This is a genomic window from Agrobacterium sp. OT33 (assembly GCF_017313365.1).
In the GTDB taxonomy this organism is placed as follows: domain Bacteria; phylum Pseudomonadota; class Alphaproteobacteria; order Rhizobiales; family Rhizobiaceae; genus Agrobacterium; species Agrobacterium rhizogenes_A.
The window spans coordinates 163,866-180,329 of sequence record NZ_JAFLMZ010000011.1; the positions used below are offsets into that span (position 1 = coordinate 163,866).

A 16,464-nucleotide genomic window follows, 5' to 3' on the forward strand; every position below is an offset into this window, starting at 1 on the left:
GGCAGGAGAGGCCGCGACGATGGGCAGGAAACCGGCAAGCCGGGCGGACACATTCGAATTGCGTCACCTGCGCTATTTCACCACGCTGGTGGATGAGCGCAATTTCGAGCGCGCCGCCGCCCGCCTCGGCATTGCCCAGCCCGGTTTGAGCCAGCAGATCATGGCGCTTGAGGATATTGTCGGCATGCCGCTGCTCGACCGGACACGCCGGTCGGTAAAGCTTACCACTCCGGGCCAGCTTCTCTATGAGGATGCCCGGAAAATCCTTGCCAATGCCGAGGCGACCCTTGCCGCACTCAAACGTGTCGATCGTGGCGAAACCGGTCGCATCTCCATCGGTTATGTCGCCTCCGCCGCCTATTCCGGCCTGCTGATAAAGTCCATCGCCAGTTTTCGCGCCTCCCACCCCGATGTTGAATTGCAGTTGATCGAGATGGAAATGCGGCTGCAGCTGGCCAAGATTGCCGATGGCAATCTGGATTTCGCCTTCATCCGCCCGCCAGCCCCTATCCCCGAAGGGGTTACGACCCATGTGGTTCTGCGAGAGCCGCTGATGGCGGCCCTGCCGGAAAATCATCCCCTGGCCTACACATTGCAAGTCGATCTCAGGAACCTTGCCGGCGAAACCTTCATCACGCCACGACAGCCGCCGGATGTCGGCTTTCACTACAATACGATAGAAGCCTGCAACGAAGCCGGGTTCCAGCCGGCGATAAGCCCGGAAGGCCGCGACTACACCACCATCGCCAGCATGGTGGCGATCGGCCTCGGCGTCGCGCTGGTGCCACGCTCGCTCGATTGCCTGAGGTTGCCCGGCTTGCGCTACGTGCCGCTTGCTGCAAGCTCCACAACCTCGGATCTCGCCATCGCCCACCGGAAAACGGAAGCCTCTCCCGCCGTCAGGGCCTTCATTCTCCACACCCGCAGCTGAAGCGGAGGGCATTCATCTCCCACCCCACTCCGCTCTCGGACGTGGATGCAAAATCCGCCACATCCGACGGAATAGCGGTAATGGCGATGCGGCCGGTGAAGCCAACCGCATGAGATTGCTGAGGGAACGCCGGTGTTTCGGAAGACCGGATGCGGAAATAAAGGCCAACCTCACATATATCGTTCCCGCTTTTCCCCGCAGCTCCCGCCCGTTGCATAATCACCGCAGATTTCGATTTACGGGAGACAGCAATGGCTGAGACTTACGAACACTACGCCGCCGGCCTGGAATCGCCGGCATCCCACGGTTTCGACATCGTTCCCGACGATACGACCCCGCTTCCTTCACCAACGCGCGCCCTTTATATCGGCCATGGCGGTCAACTCTGCCTCACCCTGCTTTCAGGAGCGACGGTCACCTTTCAGAACATTCCCGCAGGCTGCCTGCTGCCCGTCAGGGCTACGCGTGTATTTTCAACGCGCACCACTGTGACGGGTATAATCGGGCTCGGTTAGGTGATATATTCGTGTCACCTGACCATCGGCCTGAAAACACGACCGCCCTCATGTGACGGTTTCATGACAAAGCTTTCAGGTTGATGTCAGCTAAATGACGCATCCGCCATCAATCGGCCCTAGCGGCAGCGTGAACAGAGGCATTTTGCCCCGTTTCGCGCCGCCGCCGGCACATGTGAAATCTGGTGGACTTGGCAGTGGCTCTTTTTACCGCGAAAGCGACAGGCATTGAATCGTATCGTCCGGAAATAGGCAGCGTGCCGCTCAGCCTGCTGACGGGCGCCTATCTGCTGTTTTTCATGAACCAGACATTCTGGTCGAAGGTCCATACCTATCTTTCCGCTTATCCGGTTGCCATCGTTGCACTTTATGTCGCCATGGCGGCGCTTTTCGGCGCCCTCATCACGATTTTTTCCGCCAAATATCTCATCAAGCCGTTTCTGATCTTCCTGGTATTCGCCGCCGCCGCCGCATCCTGGTTCATGGACCGCTACGGCATCATCATCGACAGCGATATGATCCGCAACGCCATGGAAACGACGCAGGCGGAAGCCGGTAATCTGATTACCCCCGGCTTTCTCTGGCATATGGCGATTTACGGGCTGGTTCCATCCATCGTCATCATCGCCATCCGCATCCGGCATCGGCCGATTCTCGAGAAGCTGCTGTGGAACACCATCAGCATCCTGGTCTGTCTCACCATCGCGGGCATCATCAGCTTTGCGAATTCAAAGACATTCACCACCGCCGTCCGCCAGCACAAGGATATCGTCAAGAGCGTCAACCCGCTGTCGCCGATGATGTCCACCATTCACTATTTCACGCAGGCTGGCCAGGAAGCCGAGATACAGGTCAGCCCCCTCGGCAAGGATGCAAGGCTTCTTCCGGCGCTCGGCGGCGTGCGCAAGCCGCGCATTACCGTCATCGTGGCTGGCGAGACCGCGCGCGCCGCGAATTTTTCCCTGAACGGTTACGAGCGCGACACCAATCCGGAACTCGCCAAGCGCAACGTGATCTATTTCCCCAGCACCACCAGCTGCGGCACGGCGACGGCGATTTCCATTCCCTGCATGTTCTCGAAGTTCCCGCGCTCGGAATACAGCCACAGCAAGGCGCTCGCCAACGAGAACGTCATGGATGTCCTCGTCCACGCCGGCGTCGGCGCCACATGGCTGGACAACAACACCGGCAGCAAGAACGTCGCCGACCGCATTCCCTATTTCGACCTGCCCTCCACCAATGACAGCCGCTTCTGCACCGGTGGAGAATGCCGCGACGACATCTTCTTCGACAAGCTCGACTCCTGGCTCAACAACGTCAAGAAGGACAGCGTCATCGTATTGCACCAGATGGGCAGCCACGGGCCGACCTACTACCTGCGCTACACCGACGAGTTCCGCAAATTCACCCCGGATTGCCGCACCGCCGAGCTTGGCAATTGCAGCGATGCCGAGATCGTCAATTCCTACGACAATACGCTGCTTTACACCGACCATTTCCTCTCGACCGTGATCGACAAGCTGAAAGCGCGCTCCGACACTCTGGCGACGGGCATGATCTACGCATCGGACCACGGCGAATCCCTTGGTGAAAACGGCGTCTACCTGCATGGAGCGCCCTATCTGCTCGCCCCGGATCAGCAGACCCATGTGCCGTTTCTTGTCTGGTTCGATGACGATTTCGCCAAATCCATGGGGCTGGACCGGGCATGCCTTGCAAAAACCGCAGCAGAGGGCGGGCGCTCCCACGACAACTATTTCCACAGCATTCTTGGCATGATGAACGTCTCCACTTCCGTCTACGATCCCTCGCTCGATGTGTTCGGTGGGTGCACCCAGCGCCAAAACAGCTGAACAGACAGTGCTTGACGCTTATCCCGTGAAAGCGATACGCAGGACGACGCGATAGAGGGAGCTGTCTTGCGGGTTCTGCTTGTTGAAGACGATCATGTCCTGGGAGAGGCGTTGCGAGACCATGTCGCGGCGGCCGGGCACGCTGTGGACTGGTTCAAGACGCTCGGCGACGCCATGGCGGCGACGCTGACCATGGCGTATGGCCTGATCCTGCTCGACATGCGCCTGCCGGATGGCGAAGGCATCACCCTTCTGCAAGCGCTGCGCAGGCGCGACGATGCGACGCCGGTGATCATTCTGACGGCACATGACCAGGTTTCCGACCGGATAGCCGGGCTGAATGCCGGTGCGGACGACTATCTGGTCAAGCCTTTCGACCTCGACGAGCTTTCCGCGCGCATGCTGGCGGTCTCGCGCCGTTACGAGGGCCGCTCGGCCCCCGTCATCCGCCTGCCCGGCATCGAGATCAATCAGGTGGCACGCAATATCACGGTCGATGGAACGGCGCAGACGCTGAGCGCCCGCGAATGGGCCGTATTGGAAAAACTGGTCGAACATCCCGGTGCGGTCGTCTCCAAAGCGCAGCTGCACGACACGCTCTACGAATTCGGCGCGGAAATAGAAAGCAACACGGTCGAGGTCTATATCAGCCGGCTGCGCAAGAAAATCGGCCATGACCGCGTCGAGACGGTGCGCGGCGTCGGCTACACGATCAAGTGAACCAGACGGCAAGTGAACCAGACAGCAAGTAAGCCGGACGGCGAGCAGGCAGATAACAAGTAGGCACAGATGGCCAGACCGACCAGCATGACCCGCAAGCTCGTGACGGCGCTGACCAGCGTCGTCGCCATATCCTGGCTTCTCGCCTGCGGGCTGGGCGTCATGGTGATGCAGGACGAATTTGCCGAGATTTTCGATGCCGGCGTGCAGGAAACCGCCGAAAGGCTTTTGCCGCTTCTGGCCGACGATCTCAGGGAAAACAATACGGCGCCGGCCTCGCGCAAGCTCAACCCTTCGGCGGAAGGCGCGGAATATCTGACCTATCAGGTGCGCGACCGGGAAGGACAGGTCGTGCTGCATTCACATGACAGTTCGACGGAACCTTTCGAGGTGTCGCTCGACCCCGGCTTTTCCGAAACGGCGACACAGCGCATCTATACGGTCGTGACACCGGACGGCAATTATTTCCTGCAGGTCGCAGATGCCTTCGCCAACCGGCGCGAAGCCATCGAGGAGGCGGGCAGCGCGCTGCTTCTGCCCGTTCTCATCCTCATACCCGCCAGCATCTTCGCCGTCATCGTGGTGGTGCGCAGAACCCTGCAGCCGATACAGACCCTGCGCGACGAGATCGGGAAAAAGGATGGCGGCAATCTGGCGCCACTCGAAACACAGCCTTTTCCGGGCGAACTCCATCCCATCGCCCGCTCGGTCAATCTGCTGCTCGGACGCCTGCGGTCGGCAATCGACGCGGAGCGGGAATTCACCGCCAACAGCGCCCACGAATTGCGCACGCCGATTGCCGGCGCCCTGGCGCAGGCGCAACGGCTCCACGCCGATATTCCGCCGGAACTGGCGCCAAGGGTGGAAAATATCGAAAAGTCCCTGCAGCATCTCGGCCATCTCGCTGAAAAACTGCTTCAGATGTCACGGGCCGAAGCAAGAATCGGCGTGACCGATACGGCAACCGATCTCATTCCCGTTCTCGAACTCGTCATCGATGACATGATGAGAACGGCGATCGGCACCTCCCGCATCCGCTTCACCAATCATTGCGAGGACGGCCTGCTCTGCAGGATGGGCGCGGATGCCTTCGGCATCATCATCCGCAATCTCCTCGAAAACGCCCTGATCCACAGCCCGGCGGAAAGCCCGGTGCAGATATTGGCCGAACAGGACGGGACGATCCGCATCGTCAATTCCGGACCGGCAATCGACAGGGCGCTGCTGCCCAAGCTGACGACACGTTTTGCCAGGGGCCCGACCACCGCGGATGGCACCGGCCTTGGCCTTGCCATTGTCAAAAGCCTGGTGGAACAGACCGGCGGCGAACTGGTGCTTTCCTCTCCCGCACCCGGCCGGAAAGACGGCTTCGAGGCCCGCGTGGTTCTTCCTGTCCAAACCGCCTGAAGGCGTTGAAAACAAAAAAGCCCCGTCAGGAACGGGGCTTTTTCCGGATCGGATCGTGTCGCTCAATCCTCGTGGATATGGCTGTGATCGCGCGTGTCGCGCATCTTCACATAAACCACCAGCGACAGCGCGATCATGATCGTCACATACCAGAAGAACCAGTTTTCATGGCCGATCTGCTTGAATTTCAGGGCCACGAATTCCGCCGTTCCGCCAAAAATGGTGTTCGCCAGCGCATAGGGCAGAGCCACGCCGAGCGCGCGGATATGGGCGGGGAACATTTCCGCCTTCACCACCGCATTGATGGAAGTGTAACCGGTCACGATCAAAAGGCCGACCAGCACGAGGGCGAAAGCCATGATCGGATCGGTCGTCGTCGCCAGTGTACTGAAGATCACGTAGGTGAACAGCGTTCCGAGAATACCGAAGCCGACCATCAGCGGCTTGCGGCCAACCTTGTCCGACAGCGCGCCGGCGAGCGGCTGGCACAGCATGAAGACGAAAAGCGCCGCCGTGGTGATTTCGGTCGCGCTTTCCTTGCTGAAACCTGACGTGTTGACCAGGAATTTCTGCAGATAGGTGGTGTAGGCATAAAAGGCGAGCGTGCCACCCGAGGTCAGCGCCATGACCATCAGCGCTTCCCGCGGATAGTGCTTGAACAGCGCCCATCCGCTGGATTTCGGCTTGTCGGCCTCACCGGCCTTGGCGTTTTCGAAAGACTGCGTCTCGGCAAGGCCACGACGGATATAAAACACCGCAATCGCCAGAATACCGCCGATGAAGAAGGGAATGCGCCAGCCCCACTCGCCAAGCTGTGTCGGCGTCAGGGCGCGCTGTAGCACCAGAAGCACCGCCAGCGCCAGAAGCTGGCCGGAAATCAGCGTCACATACTGGAAGCTGGAGAAGAAACCGCGGCGGTTCCTGCCGGCCATTTCGCTGAGATAGGTCGCGCTGGCGCCATATTCGCCGCCGACGCTGATGCCCTGCAGAAGGCGGGCAAAAACCAGAATGGCAGGTGCCGCGATGCCGATCGTCTCATGGCCGGGCGTGATGGCGATCAGCAGCGAGCCGAGACACATCAGCGTGACGGAGAGTGTAAGGCCCGCCTTGCGGCCCTTGCGGTCGGCATAGGTGCCCATGAACCAGGCCCCGATGGGCCGCATCAGAAATCCGACGGCGAAAACGGCGGCCGCGCTCAACAGTTCGGCGGTCTGGTTTCCCGAAGGAAAGAACACCGGCGCGAAATAAAGGGTGAAGGCCGAATAGACATACCAGTCGTACCATTCGACGAGATTGCCCGCCGATCCGCCGATAATGGATTTCAAACGGGTTTTCTGGTCCGGCGCGGTGGCGGGACCATTTGCCATAATATTCACGGTAAACTCCAATTCATCTTCGTCTGGAGATGGAAGGGCGAACGGAAGGTGTGATAATTTGTCGCTCTCGGCGAGGGTATATACCCGCCATGTTGCAATGCGCAAGCTTATGCCGCACCGCAACAAAGCGGCAAGAACGGCGATAGAGGCCCGCATCGTCGTGATTCCCGGCCCTCCACACCGGTTCGCGCAACAGGATCGGGGCGATGATAGCGGGAAAAGCAGAACCGGACCATTGCAATCCGCCTTGTAAGCCAGGCTTGCCCAAACTAAAAAATATCAATGATTTATGAGATATCGGACATCCAGCTGGAAAAGCTTCTCATCGCCGCCGCCCGTGCGGGCGAAGCGCTGGCGCGGCTGGACGAACGTATCAGCCGTTCGCCGATGAGGCACGGTTTCATCGAAAGGCAGGATTTTACCGACGCCATTTCCTCCATGTGGGTCGATGGCGAACTGGTCCATATGGAAGATCTCGTCCTGCATGATGCCCATATGGACGTGCGCGCACCGACTCACGAGATGACCGCGGCGCACCGGATACTCCGTTCGAGGCGGCTGATCTTCTCCAGTGGCGTCGGCTGGGCCTTCACGGCGCCGGGACTTTCCAGATTGCGGGGCAGAGCGGCGCTTGCAGTCGAAGAGGCAACGCCTCCCCGGGAAATCGTGGATAGCTCCCGCAGCGATGAGACCGAATCAGACGAGGAAGCCTCGCTGAACGGCGCCTTTTCCGAGCTGGACGCGCTGCTGGCGCGGAGTTCAGCGACACTGGACGCGATTACCGCCGGTCACATGCCAGCACCCCTGCTGCGGCAGGAAAGCAATCCGCTCGTCAACGAGCCCGATTGGGATGAGGAAGAACGGCTGGAAGAATGGCTGAAGGTGCAGGCGCGGACGGAGGAACTGCCGGCGATCCTGCGAAGCGCCATTCTGCTCGATGCCTGGAACATGATCGAGGTGCTGCAGCGCAGCCCCTGGCTCGGCCGGCTTCTGGCCGCCGCCTTTCTGCGCGACGGCGCCGTCACGCCCGATCACCTGCCAGCCCTCAGCACCGGTCTTCGCGCCGTTCCGCGCGAGCGCCGGCACGCCAGAAACCAGACTCAGCGGCTCCTCGCCCTTCTGGAAAGCTTTTACGAGGCGGCGCAGGCCAGCCTGAAGGAACATGACAGGCTGTCCCATGCGAGAGAGCGCATGATGCGCAAGCTGACCGGCCGTCGTTCCTCCTCGCGCCTGCCGGAACTGGTGGAGCTGGTGGTTTCCCGGCCGGTGGTCTCGGCGGCGATGATCGTCAAGGAACTCGGCACCACGCCGCAGGGCGCGATCGGGCTCGCAAATCAGCTGGAATTACGTGAGGTTACAGGTCGTGGCCGCTTTCGCGCCTGGGGGATGCTCTAGCAGCCGCACTTCCGCCAGACCGGGGAAAACAGAAAAAACGGCAGGTATCGGCGTCTCTTTCATCATGGAAAAATCCCGCAAAAATGCGGCGATCACGAATCTTAACAAAATTTAACTATTGCGTAGGTGGGCGAAGCGTCTATGTTCCTCGCTGCGTTGCAACATGATTTCTTCTCCGGCAACGCGGTCGCATTCGGCCCGGCAACGTTTCTGTGCCGCCCGCATTTAAGTGTCCATTATGAGGGAGATGCAATAATGACAATTTCAGTCACACAACCTGATTCCGATCACGAAACCGATGCTCCTTTTGCCAAAAAGGTTCTGACCGCACGCACGCTTGCCGGCTATACGGTCGAACAGCTTGCCGTCACCTGCGGCCTGACCACCAGCGAAATCCGTGCGCTGGAAGACGGAACCGACAGCGATCCGCTGCGTATCCGGCGCGTTGCCGCCGCTCTGCAGATTCCTGTCGAAACCGTTATCTGATCGTTCGCAACGATCACGAGAAACTCAGCGCCGCCGGGGACGATGTTCTCAAGAACATCCGGGCGGCGCGCGTGGCCTGAGGCCGCCAATGTCTTTCGGAACATTTTCCGCCGCGCTCTCTTAACATTTTCGTTATCCGGCACCACATGGGGTTCACGAGCGGCCATGTTCGGCATGACTGCGCCCGTGCGAGAGCAGCAACAACCTCCGGAATCCTGCCATGACACTAAGTCTCGACACCGAAGAACGGGTTTCTTCCGCATTGGATGAATTGTGGCCGGCGGAGAAGACCGAAATTCTTGACTGGCTCGTCACCGGCACCAAGGACGAACGCTTTATCGACGAGATATTCGTGGAGCTTTGCAGCAGGTTGCGGGCGAGCGGGATTTCCGTTGCAAGGGGCGTCCTTGCATTCCGCATTCGCCATCCGCAATGGCTCGGCGCGCGAATATTGTGGAAAGCCGGCATTCCGTCCGCCGAAATAGCCACCTATGGTTATGGCTCTGAAAGCACGCCCGAATATCTCAACAGCCCCATCAACGACATTCATCAGGGCGCTTCCGAAGTCCGCCACCGGCTGAATGGCGATGAAACCGATGAGCCAGGCTATACGATCTATGAAGAGCTGCGGGCCGAAGGGCTGACGGATTATTGTGCCTGGCCCATCGAACACACCTTCGGCAAGCGCCACGTCGCGACATTTTCCAGTGACAGGCCCGGCGGATTTTCCGACGGCGAGGTTGCCGCCTTGAAAAACCTGCTGCCGGCGCTGGCGCTGGTGAGCGAAATACGCCTGAAAAACCGGATGACGCGCACCCTCTTGGAGACCTATGTGGGACCACATGCGGGTGAAAAGATCCTGAACGGCGCCACGACACGCGGCAGCGGCATGACGGTGGGGGCAGCGATCCTCATCTGCGACCTGCGCAATTTCACCCATATCTCCGACCTCTGGCCACGTGACGATGTGATCGAGCTTCTGAACGGCTATTTCGACGCCATGTGTGACCCTATCGAGGAATTCGGCGGCGAAATACTGAAATTCATGGGCGACGGGTTGCTGGCGATTTTCCCGCTCAGCGATCCGAAGGCCTGCGAAAATCTGCTGAGGGCCATTGCCAGCGCCCAGACGGGCCTCGTTGCGCTTAACGAGATCAACCGGCAAAAGGGCCATGATCCGCTGGGTTATGGCATCGGCGTGCATGTCGGGGATGTCATGTATGGTAATATCGGCTCCAAAACCCGCCTCGATTTCACCGTCATCGGCCCGGCCGTCAATATTGCCTCGCGGCTTGAAACGCTGACGAAGGAAACAGGACGCACCGTGCTTTTCTCCGAGGAATTCGTCCGCATGGCCGGAAACCGGGGAGAGCTGGAAAATCTCGGTCCCTGGCTGCTGCGCGGCCTCGAAACCCCGGTCGAGGTTTATGCCCTTCCCCAGAATGCGGTACAGGCGCCCCTGGCTCGGTAGCCTATCGGCGCCCCGCACCTTCGAGCGCATTTCAGGACGAAATCCAACACCGCCGGACAGATTTTCGACGGGATGATTTCGGCCACCCAGCCCATCGTCAAAACGCTTGACACGTCTCCGATGTCGATCTAGCAAAATGGAACATATATTCCATATCGAAATATTGTTTGCATTCATATTCTGTCTCTCCGGGAGTGAGACGGATATGAGGAACCGGAGGAAAGATGGTTACGAAATTGGCACTGCTCGGCGCTGGACGGATCGGCAAGGTCCACGCCAAGGCGATCACCACCGACAGCCGTGCGCAGCTGGTGGCCGTTGTCGACGCCATGGCCGGTGCCGCGGAAGCAATCGCCCGCGAGGCGCAGTGCAAGGTGAGCACGATCGACGAGGTTCTGGCCGACAAGACGATCGACGCCGTCATCATCTGCACGCCGACCAATACCCACGCCGACCTGATCGAGCGTTTCGCCCGGGCCGGCAAGGCCATCTTCTGCGAAAAGCCCGTTGATCTCGATGTCAGCCGCGCCGAAGCCTGCGCCAAGGTGGTGGAAGAAACCGGCGCAAAGGTGATGCTCGGTTTCAACCGGCGCTTCGATCCGCATTTTCAGGCCGTGCACAAGGCAATCGAGGATGGCCGCATCGGCAAGGTGGAAATGGTCACCATCACCAGCCGCGACCCCGGCCCGCCGCCGGCCGAATATATCAAGGTTTCCGGCGGCATCTTCCGCGACATGACCATTCATGATTTCGACATGGCGCGCTTCCTGCTCGGCGAGGAAGTGGACAGCGTGTTCGCCACCGGTTCCGTTCTCGTTAATCCGGAAATCGGCGCGCTCGGCGATTTCGACAGCGCCAGCATCATCCTGACGACAAAGAGCGGCAGGCAGGCGATCATTTCGAATTCGCGCCGCGCGACCTATGGTTACGACCAGCGCATCGAAGTGCACGGTTCGCTGGGCTCGGCCGCGGCCGAAAACCAGCGTCCCGTTTCCATCGAGATCGCCAATGCGGAAGGTTACACCCGCCCACCGCTGCATGATTTCTTCATGACGCGTTATACGGCAGCCTATGCCGCGGAAATCACCGCTTTCATCGACAGCATTGAAAACAATGTCGCCCCGTCGCCGTCCATCAAGGACGGGCTGGTCGCGCTGAAGCTGGCCGACGCCGCGCTGAAATCCGCGACCTCTAAGACAGCCGTAACGATCGGCTGAGGACCGTGGAAATCACTCTGTGAACCGGGTGCCGCCCCGCTGGCGGGCAGATGTTTCATGGACATTCCACCAGCCACGACATCGCCCTCGGGCTTGACCCGGGGGTTCAGGATTTCAGCCTATCGTCAATCCCCCGGCCAAGCCTCGGGGATTGATGGAGGAGATGCTGCCGCGAAAAACGCCAGCGGCGATCTGCCCGCCAAAAAGGCGGTTTACGGCCTTGCATGGCAGCTATTCGGAAAATAAGGTTGTCTGACAAGGTGCGGCCATAACATATGGCTGCCACCCACCTCATTCATGCCGAATTCTCTTTTGCCGGCAATTGCCGGACAGCGGTTTTTCCATGCCATCACCCAAGACCGGTTTTCTTTATGCGCTCGTCGCCTTCACGATCTTTGCGGCACAGGATGGCATATCGAAGCATCTGGGCAGCGCCTATCCGCCGGTTTTTATCGCCATGCTGCGATACTGGGCCTTTGCCGTCTTTGTTCTTTTGATGGCCGCAAGGTCGGCGGGCGGCATCCGGGGCGCCGTCATGGCCAACCGCCCCTGGCTGCAGATCGGCCGCGGCGTCCTTCTCGCCGTACAGATCGTTATTTCGATCTTCTCCTTCGCCGTCGTCGGACTGGCGCATAGTCATTCCATCCTCGCCTCCGCACCGCTGATCGTTGCGGCGCTGTCCATGCCTTTGCTGGGAGAACATGTGGGCTGGCGGCGCTGGTGCGCCATTTTTGTCGGCTTCATCGGCGTTCTCGTCATCCTCAAGCCGGAGGGCGACGGTTTTGACAACCGGCTGGTGATCACCTTCGTGGCCACCTTCATGCTTGCGCTCTACAGCGTCCTGACCCGCCTCGGCAGCAAGAGCGATTCGGCGATGACAAGCTTCTTTTACACCGGCGTGGCCGGTGCGGCGGCCCTGACGCTGGTTGGTCCGTTTTATTGGGTCAGCATCGCACCGTGGGATTGGGGCTGGATGCTGGCGCTCTGCATCACCGGCATGAGCGGCCATTATTGCCTGATAAAGGCGTTCGAACTGGCGGATGCGGCCTCCGTGCAGCCCTTTTCCTATTACCAGCTCGTGCTCGTCTCCATCATCGGCGTCACCATCTATGGCGAGGTCGTGACACCCAATATGGTCATCGGCGCAGCCATCGTCATCGCCGCCGGTCTTTTCACCATCTGGCGGGAACACGTGGTCGCACGGAGACAACGCCGGGAAATGCAATAGACCAGCTGGCAGGGCGGCTCTAGACGAGCGCCGCCTCACAACGCAGCAGCATGCCGAAGAGGTCGCGCGGCTCATCCGGATCGGCCAACAAATCCAGTTCCGCGTAAAGACCGGTGCCTGGCAGTTTCGAGCGCACATAACGCAGCGCGGAGAAATCTTCCGTCGCGAAACCGACACTGTCGAACAGCGTGATCTGCCTGTCGCCTGTCCGCCCCTGTTTTTCGCCGGTTATGACCTGCCAGAGCTCGGTCACCGGATAATCCTCCGGCAATTGCTGAATTTCGCCTTCGATGCGCGTCTGCGGCGGATATTCGACGAAAATATCGGAGCGAAGCAGAATATCCCGGTGCAGTTCCGTCTTGCCGGGACAGTCTCCGCCAACGGCGTTGATATGAATGCCGGGGCCGACCATGTTGTCGGTCAGGATCGTCGCATATTGCTTGTCCGCCGTGACTGTCGTGATGATATCCGCCCCTTCGACCGCCGCCTCTGCGCTGCCGCAGATCTCGATGGCAAAACCCTGCCCGGCAAGATTGCGGGCGCATTTTTCACTTGCGGACCGATCAATATCAAAAAGCCGCAGCGTGTCGATGCCGAGAATGGCCTTGAAGGCGCGCGCCTGGAATTCGCTCTGGGCGCCATTGCCGATGATGGCCATGGAGCGGGAATTGGGGCGGGCAAGGTGCCTGGCGGCGACGGCCGAGGTGGCGGCGGTGCGCAGCGCCGTCAGGATCGTCATTTCGGTCAGGAGCAGCGGATAACCATTGCCGACATCGGAAAGCACGCCGAAGGCCGTCACCGTCTGGCGGCCCTCCCTCATGTTCTTGGGATGACCGTTGACATATTTGAAGCCATACAGCGTGCCGTCGCTGGTCGGCATCAGCTCGATGACGCCCTCCTTCGAATGCGAGGCGATGCGTGGCGTCTTGTCAAAGCTTTCCCAGCGGCGGAAATCCTCTTCCACCACACCGGCAAGCTCTCGCAGAAACGTGTCGATCCCCACCCGCAGCACGAGCTTCATCATATGGTCGACGCTGACGAAGGGAACGATATTGAGGTTCGGTATCACGGTCATCGCGGCCCCCTTTCTCAGCCAGCCCGCGTCGGGCGGTCCATGACCCGCTTGCCCATCAGGCTGGCGGCCAGATCCACCATCAGGGTCGCCGTCCTGCCGCGCTCATCGAGAAACGGGTTGAGTTCCACCAGATCGAGACTGCAGACCAGCCCGCTATCATGCAGCATTTCCATGACCAGATGCGCCTCCCGGAATGTTGCCCCGCCGGGAACGGTGGTGCCGACGGCAGGTGCAATCGACGGTTCCAGAAAATCGACATCCAGACTGACATGCAGCAGGCCGTTCGCCGCCTGAACCCGCGCCAGAAATTCACGCAGCAGCACCGCAACGCCATGTTCGTCTATCGAACGCATATCGTGAACGGTGACGCCGCTCTTTTCCAGCGCAGCCCTCTCGGCAGGATCCACGCTGCGGATACCGATCATGCCGATATTGTCTTCGGGTACCGCGTGGGAGAGCGGCGGGAAATAACCGGCGAACCCGTCACGCCCGCTGAAATAGGCGACGGGTGTACCGTGCAGATTGCCGCTGCGCGTCGTCTCCAGCGTGTGATAATCGGTATGGGCATCGAGCCAGAGTACAAAAAACGGCCGGCCCGTCTCGGCAACCCGGCGCGCCATGCCGGCCACGGTTCCCGCCGAAATCGCATGGTCGCCACCGAGAAAGATCGGTACGGCATCGGCACTTTCGCGATAGGCGGCCTCCGTCAACGCCTCGGTCCAGGCCACGGTTTCGGCCAGATGGTGAACGGCCGGGTTGGGATGGCAAAATTCCTTAAGCGGCGCCGGCGTCACATTGCCGGTATCGACCACCCGGTGTCCCAGATCCTCCAGCGCCCGCGTGAGGCCGGCGATGCGATAGGCGCTCGGTCCCATTTCACATCCCAATTGCCCTGCCCCGATCTGCAGCGGCGCACCGATAAGCCTGATATCCATTCCCGTCCTCGCTTTCCCAACCGACTGTCTCACTAAACCATAGAGCTATGGCGGAATGAACATCAAATATTGGCAAGATTATCGAAATGAGTTATCGATCTGGCAAAATCTATTTACCAAAATGGACATCCATGGATAATCTCGACGAACGGCTCGTCACCCTTTTGCGTCACAACGGCAGGCGCAGCATTTCCGATCTGGCGGTGGAGACGGAAACCTCGCGCGCGACGGTTCGCTCCCGCATCGAAAGAATGGAAAATGACGGCACCATCATCGGTTACACCGTCATCCTGCGCGCCGATGCCGTGGAAGCGGCAATACGCGGTATCATGATGATCGAGATTGAAGGCCATGTGACGGATCGCGTCATCCGCACCCTTGGCGGTTTCCCGGAAATATCCGAAATCCACACCACCAACGGCCGCTGGGACCTGATCGTGGAACTCAATGCCGCAACGCTCAGCGATTTCGACGCCGTGCTACGCCGCATCCGCCTCGTGCCCGGCATCACCGGCAGCGAGACCAGCCTGCTGCTTTCCACCCCGCGCTCCACCCGCGCGAGGCTTTGACCCTGAAGTGAAACGCAAAAGCGGGATAAAACGCATTTTTCGATTTTTTCGACTTGCGCCCCGGAATAAATCATCTATATGACGACCCACCAAAGCGAATGCGCCACGCGCTTCCAAGCTTTTGGGGAATAGTTCAATGGTAGAACAGCGGACTCTGACTCCGTCGATCTTGGTTCGAATCCAGGTTCCCCAGCCAAATTTTCCAAAATAAAATCAATTGCCTGGCTACAACATCTGGTGGCCCTGCGTCGCGCCGCAGCTTGCATATTCACGCCCGATAAACAACCGCTCCGCCCGTCATTCCCGCACCGGCGGCGGTCAAGAGCAGTGTCTCGCCTCCTGCAAGCGGCCGTTCGGCATTGGTGACCGACAGTGACAGCGGAATGGTGGCAGCGGAAGAATTACCGAAGCTTTCCACTGTGCGGACGGTTTTTTGCCGGTCGATGGCGAGATTGCCGCAGACGGCGTCGAACATGCGGGCATTGGCCTGATGGGGCACAAAACGGCCGATATTGGCGGCGGGCACCCCCGCCTGTTGCAACACCTGCTGCGAAGTCCGGGTCATCAGCGCCACGGCGCGGGAGAAAACCTCGCGGCCGTCGCGCATTGCCATCAACGTATCCTCGGCGGGGCTATCGGCGGAAAAAGGCTGGCTGCTGCCACCTGCCGCTATCCGGATCAGATCGTAACCGCTGCCATCGGAACGGAGATCGGCCGAAAGAAGGCCGCGCTGCCCTTCCCGGCACGGTGTCAGCACAACCGCGCCGGCGGCGTCGGCGAACAGGACCGCGCTTGCCCTTTCCAGGGGATTGATACGGCGGCTCAAAATATTGGCGGCGACGATGAGCACGGCGCGGCCGTGGGTGCGCACAAAACCATCGGCAAGGGTGAGTGCATAAAGAAAGCCTGAACAGGCACCGGCGAGATCGATCCCGCCCGACCGCGACAGGCCCAGCCGGTGGGCAAGCAGCGGTGCGGAAGGTGGCAGAAGATGGTCCGGCGTGGAGGTTGCCAGCAATGTCAATGCGATATCATCTGGATCGATTTTTGCATCTTCCAGCGCCATGCGGCCGGCTTCGGCGGCAAGGCCGCTCAGCGTGTCGCCCACCTCCGCCCAATAACGCCTGAGGATGCCGGTTCGCCGCTCGATCCAGCCGGACTCCAGCCCAAGGCGCGCCTCGATCTCGTCATTGCCGACGCACCGCCCCGGAACGGCATGTCCAAAACCGGCCATGCGCGAAGAAAGTATCTGCATTGTCTGGTCTTTCAAGAATGTTGCAGGAGGA

At 60.0% G+C, this 16,464-nt stretch carries 15 protein-coding genes and 1 tRNA gene; 12 read left to right on the forward strand and 4 right to left on the reverse strand.

Annotated elements, in window-relative coordinates; genetic code table 11:
- Window positions 1-19: 19 nt before the first annotated feature.
- The 5 genes from JZX88_RS23675 (at window position 20) to JZX88_RS23695 (ending at window position 5,426) form a co-directional block, all read left to right on the forward strand.
- Complete coding sequence (locus JZX88_RS23675) at window positions 20-931, forward strand: LysR family transcriptional regulator (RefSeq protein ID WP_065116273.1); 912 nt, start codon at window positions 20-22, stop codon at window positions 929-931.
- A 251-nt stretch (window positions 932-1,182) separates the two neighbouring features.
- Window positions 1,183-1,446 (forward strand): hypothetical protein, encoded by a 264-nt coding sequence (locus JZX88_RS23680; protein WP_065116272.1) that lies wholly within the window; start codon window positions 1,183-1,185, stop codon window positions 1,444-1,446.
- A 185-nt stretch (window positions 1,447-1,631) separates the two neighbouring features.
- Window positions 1,632-3,299, forward strand: a complete 1,668-nt coding sequence (locus JZX88_RS23685) for a phosphoethanolamine--lipid A transferase (RefSeq protein ID WP_174032715.1) — start codon at window positions 1,632-1,634, stop codon at window positions 3,297-3,299.
- 66 nt (window positions 3,300-3,365) lie between these two features.
- The gene (locus tag JZX88_RS23690; protein WP_065116270.1) at window positions 3,366-4,019 is read left to right on the forward strand and encodes a response regulator transcription factor; all 654 of its coding nucleotides are present in this window, start codon (window positions 3,366-3,368) and stop codon (window positions 4,017-4,019) included.
- A 69-nt stretch (window positions 4,020-4,088) separates the two neighbouring features.
- On the forward strand, window positions 4,089-5,426 hold the full coding sequence (locus JZX88_RS23695) for a HAMP domain-containing sensor histidine kinase (RefSeq protein ID WP_174032712.1): 1,338 nt from the start codon (window positions 4,089-4,091) through the stop codon (window positions 5,424-5,426).
- Window positions 5,427-5,488: 62 nt separating this feature from the next.
- Here JZX88_RS23695 and JZX88_RS23700 read toward each other — a convergent pair whose 3' ends face one another.
- On the reverse strand, window positions 5,489-6,793 hold the full coding sequence (locus JZX88_RS23700; RefSeq protein ID WP_110759005.1) for an MFS transporter: 1,305 nt from the start codon (window positions 6,791-6,793) through the stop codon (window positions 5,489-5,491).
- A gap of 291 nt (window positions 6,794-7,084) precedes the next feature.
- Between JZX88_RS23700 and JZX88_RS23705 the strand changes: the two genes are divergently transcribed.
- The 5 genes from JZX88_RS23705 to JZX88_RS23725 all read left to right on the forward strand — a co-directional run bounded on the left by JZX88_RS23705 (window position 7,085) and on the right by JZX88_RS23725 (window position 12,599).
- Window positions 7,085-8,197 (forward strand): RHE_PE00001 family protein, encoded by a 1,113-nt coding sequence (locus JZX88_RS23705; protein WP_206914932.1) that lies wholly within the window; start codon window positions 7,085-7,087, stop codon window positions 8,195-8,197.
- A gap of 255 nt (window positions 8,198-8,452) precedes the next feature.
- Window positions 8,453-8,683 (forward strand): helix-turn-helix domain-containing protein, encoded by a 231-nt coding sequence (locus JZX88_RS23710; protein WP_065116266.1) that lies wholly within the window; start codon window positions 8,453-8,455, stop codon window positions 8,681-8,683.
- A 220-nt stretch (window positions 8,684-8,903) separates the two neighbouring features.
- Window positions 8,904-10,154 carry an adenylate/guanylate cyclase domain-containing protein gene (locus JZX88_RS23715; RefSeq protein WP_206914933.1) on the forward strand — a complete coding sequence of 417 codons (1,251 nt, stop codon included), beginning with the start codon at window positions 8,904-8,906 and terminating at the stop codon, window positions 10,152-10,154.
- A gap of 224 nt (window positions 10,155-10,378) precedes the next feature.
- A complete protein-coding gene (gene iolG / locus JZX88_RS23720; protein WP_110759000.1) occupies window positions 10,379-11,371 on the forward strand; it encodes an inositol 2-dehydrogenase in 993 nt (330 codons plus the stop codon).
- A gap of 343 nt (window positions 11,372-11,714) precedes the next feature.
- The gene (locus JZX88_RS23725; protein WP_110759174.1) at window positions 11,715-12,599 is read left to right on the forward strand and encodes a DMT family transporter; all 885 of its coding nucleotides are present in this window, start codon (window positions 11,715-11,717) and stop codon (window positions 12,597-12,599) included.
- A gap of 19 nt (window positions 12,600-12,618) precedes the next feature.
- Here JZX88_RS23725 and JZX88_RS23730 read toward each other — a convergent pair whose 3' ends face one another.
- Together JZX88_RS23730 and rocF are read right to left on the reverse strand one after the other, a co-directional pair.
- Window positions 12,619-13,674 carry an ornithine cyclodeaminase gene (locus JZX88_RS23730; protein WP_206914934.1) on the reverse strand — a complete coding sequence of 352 codons (1,056 nt, stop codon included), beginning with the start codon at window positions 13,672-13,674 and terminating at the stop codon, window positions 12,619-12,621.
- Window positions 13,675-13,688: 14 nt separating this feature from the next.
- Window positions 13,689-14,609, reverse strand: a complete 921-nt coding sequence (gene rocF / locus JZX88_RS23735; RefSeq protein WP_206914935.1) for an arginase — start codon at window positions 14,607-14,609, stop codon at window positions 13,689-13,691.
- Window positions 14,610-14,740: 131 nt separating this feature from the next.
- Here rocF and JZX88_RS23740 point away from each other — a divergent pair, with 131 nt between their 5' ends.
- On the forward strand, window positions 14,741-15,178 hold the full coding sequence (locus JZX88_RS23740; protein ID WP_065116260.1) for an Lrp/AsnC family transcriptional regulator: 438 nt from the start codon (window positions 14,741-14,743) through the stop codon (window positions 15,176-15,178).
- Between the two features lie 122 nt (window positions 15,179-15,300).
- A tRNA-Gln gene (locus JZX88_RS23745) sits at window positions 15,301-15,374 on the forward strand.
- 72 nt (window positions 15,375-15,446) lie between these two features.
- Here JZX88_RS23745 and JZX88_RS23750 read toward each other — a convergent pair.
- Complete coding sequence (locus tag JZX88_RS23750) at window positions 15,447-16,433, reverse strand: beta-ketoacyl-ACP synthase III (RefSeq protein ID WP_206914936.1); 987 nt, start codon at window positions 16,431-16,433, stop codon at window positions 15,447-15,449.
- Between the last annotated feature and the right edge of the window lie 31 nt (window positions 16,434-16,464).

Coding starts and splice junctions, on each gene's coding strand:
- JZX88_RS23740 (WP_065116260.1), top strand. CDS start 14,741: ATGGATAATCTCGACGAACGGCTCGTCACCCTTTTGCGTCACAACGGC.
- rocF (WP_206914935.1), bottom strand. CDS start 14,609: ATGGATATCAGGCTTATCGGTGCGCCGCTGCAGATCGGGGCAGGGCAA.
- JZX88_RS23675 (WP_065116273.1), top strand. CDS start 20: ATGGGCAGGAAACCGGCAAGCCGGGCGGACACATTCGAATTGCGTCAC.
- JZX88_RS23680 (WP_065116272.1), top strand. CDS start 1,183: ATGGCTGAGACTTACGAACACTACGCCGCCGGCCTGGAATCGCCGGCA.
- JZX88_RS23700 (WP_110759005.1), bottom strand. CDS start 6,793: ATGGCAAATGGTCCCGCCACCGCGCCGGACCAGAAAACCCGTTTGAAA.
- JZX88_RS23750 (WP_206914936.1), bottom strand. CDS start 16,433: ATGCAGATACTTTCTTCGCGCATGGCCGGTTTTGGACATGCCGTTCCG.
- JZX88_RS23715 (WP_206914933.1), top strand. CDS start 8,904: ATGACACTAAGTCTCGACACCGAAGAACGGGTTTCTTCCGCATTGGAT.
- JZX88_RS23730 (WP_206914934.1), bottom strand. CDS start 13,674: ATGACCGTGATACCGAACCTCAATATCGTTCCCTTCGTCAGCGTCGAC.
- JZX88_RS23705 (WP_206914932.1), top strand. CDS start 7,085: ATGATTTATGAGATATCGGACATCCAGCTGGAAAAGCTTCTCATCGCC.
- JZX88_RS23710 (WP_065116266.1), top strand. CDS start 8,453: ATGACAATTTCAGTCACACAACCTGATTCCGATCACGAAACCGATGCT.
- JZX88_RS23725 (WP_110759174.1), top strand. CDS start 11,715: ATGCCATCACCCAAGACCGGTTTTCTTTATGCGCTCGTCGCCTTCACG.
- JZX88_RS23695 (WP_174032712.1), top strand. CDS start 4,089: ATGGCCAGACCGACCAGCATGACCCGCAAGCTCGTGACGGCGCTGACC.
- iolG (WP_110759000.1), top strand. CDS start 10,379: ATGGTTACGAAATTGGCACTGCTCGGCGCTGGACGGATCGGCAAGGTC.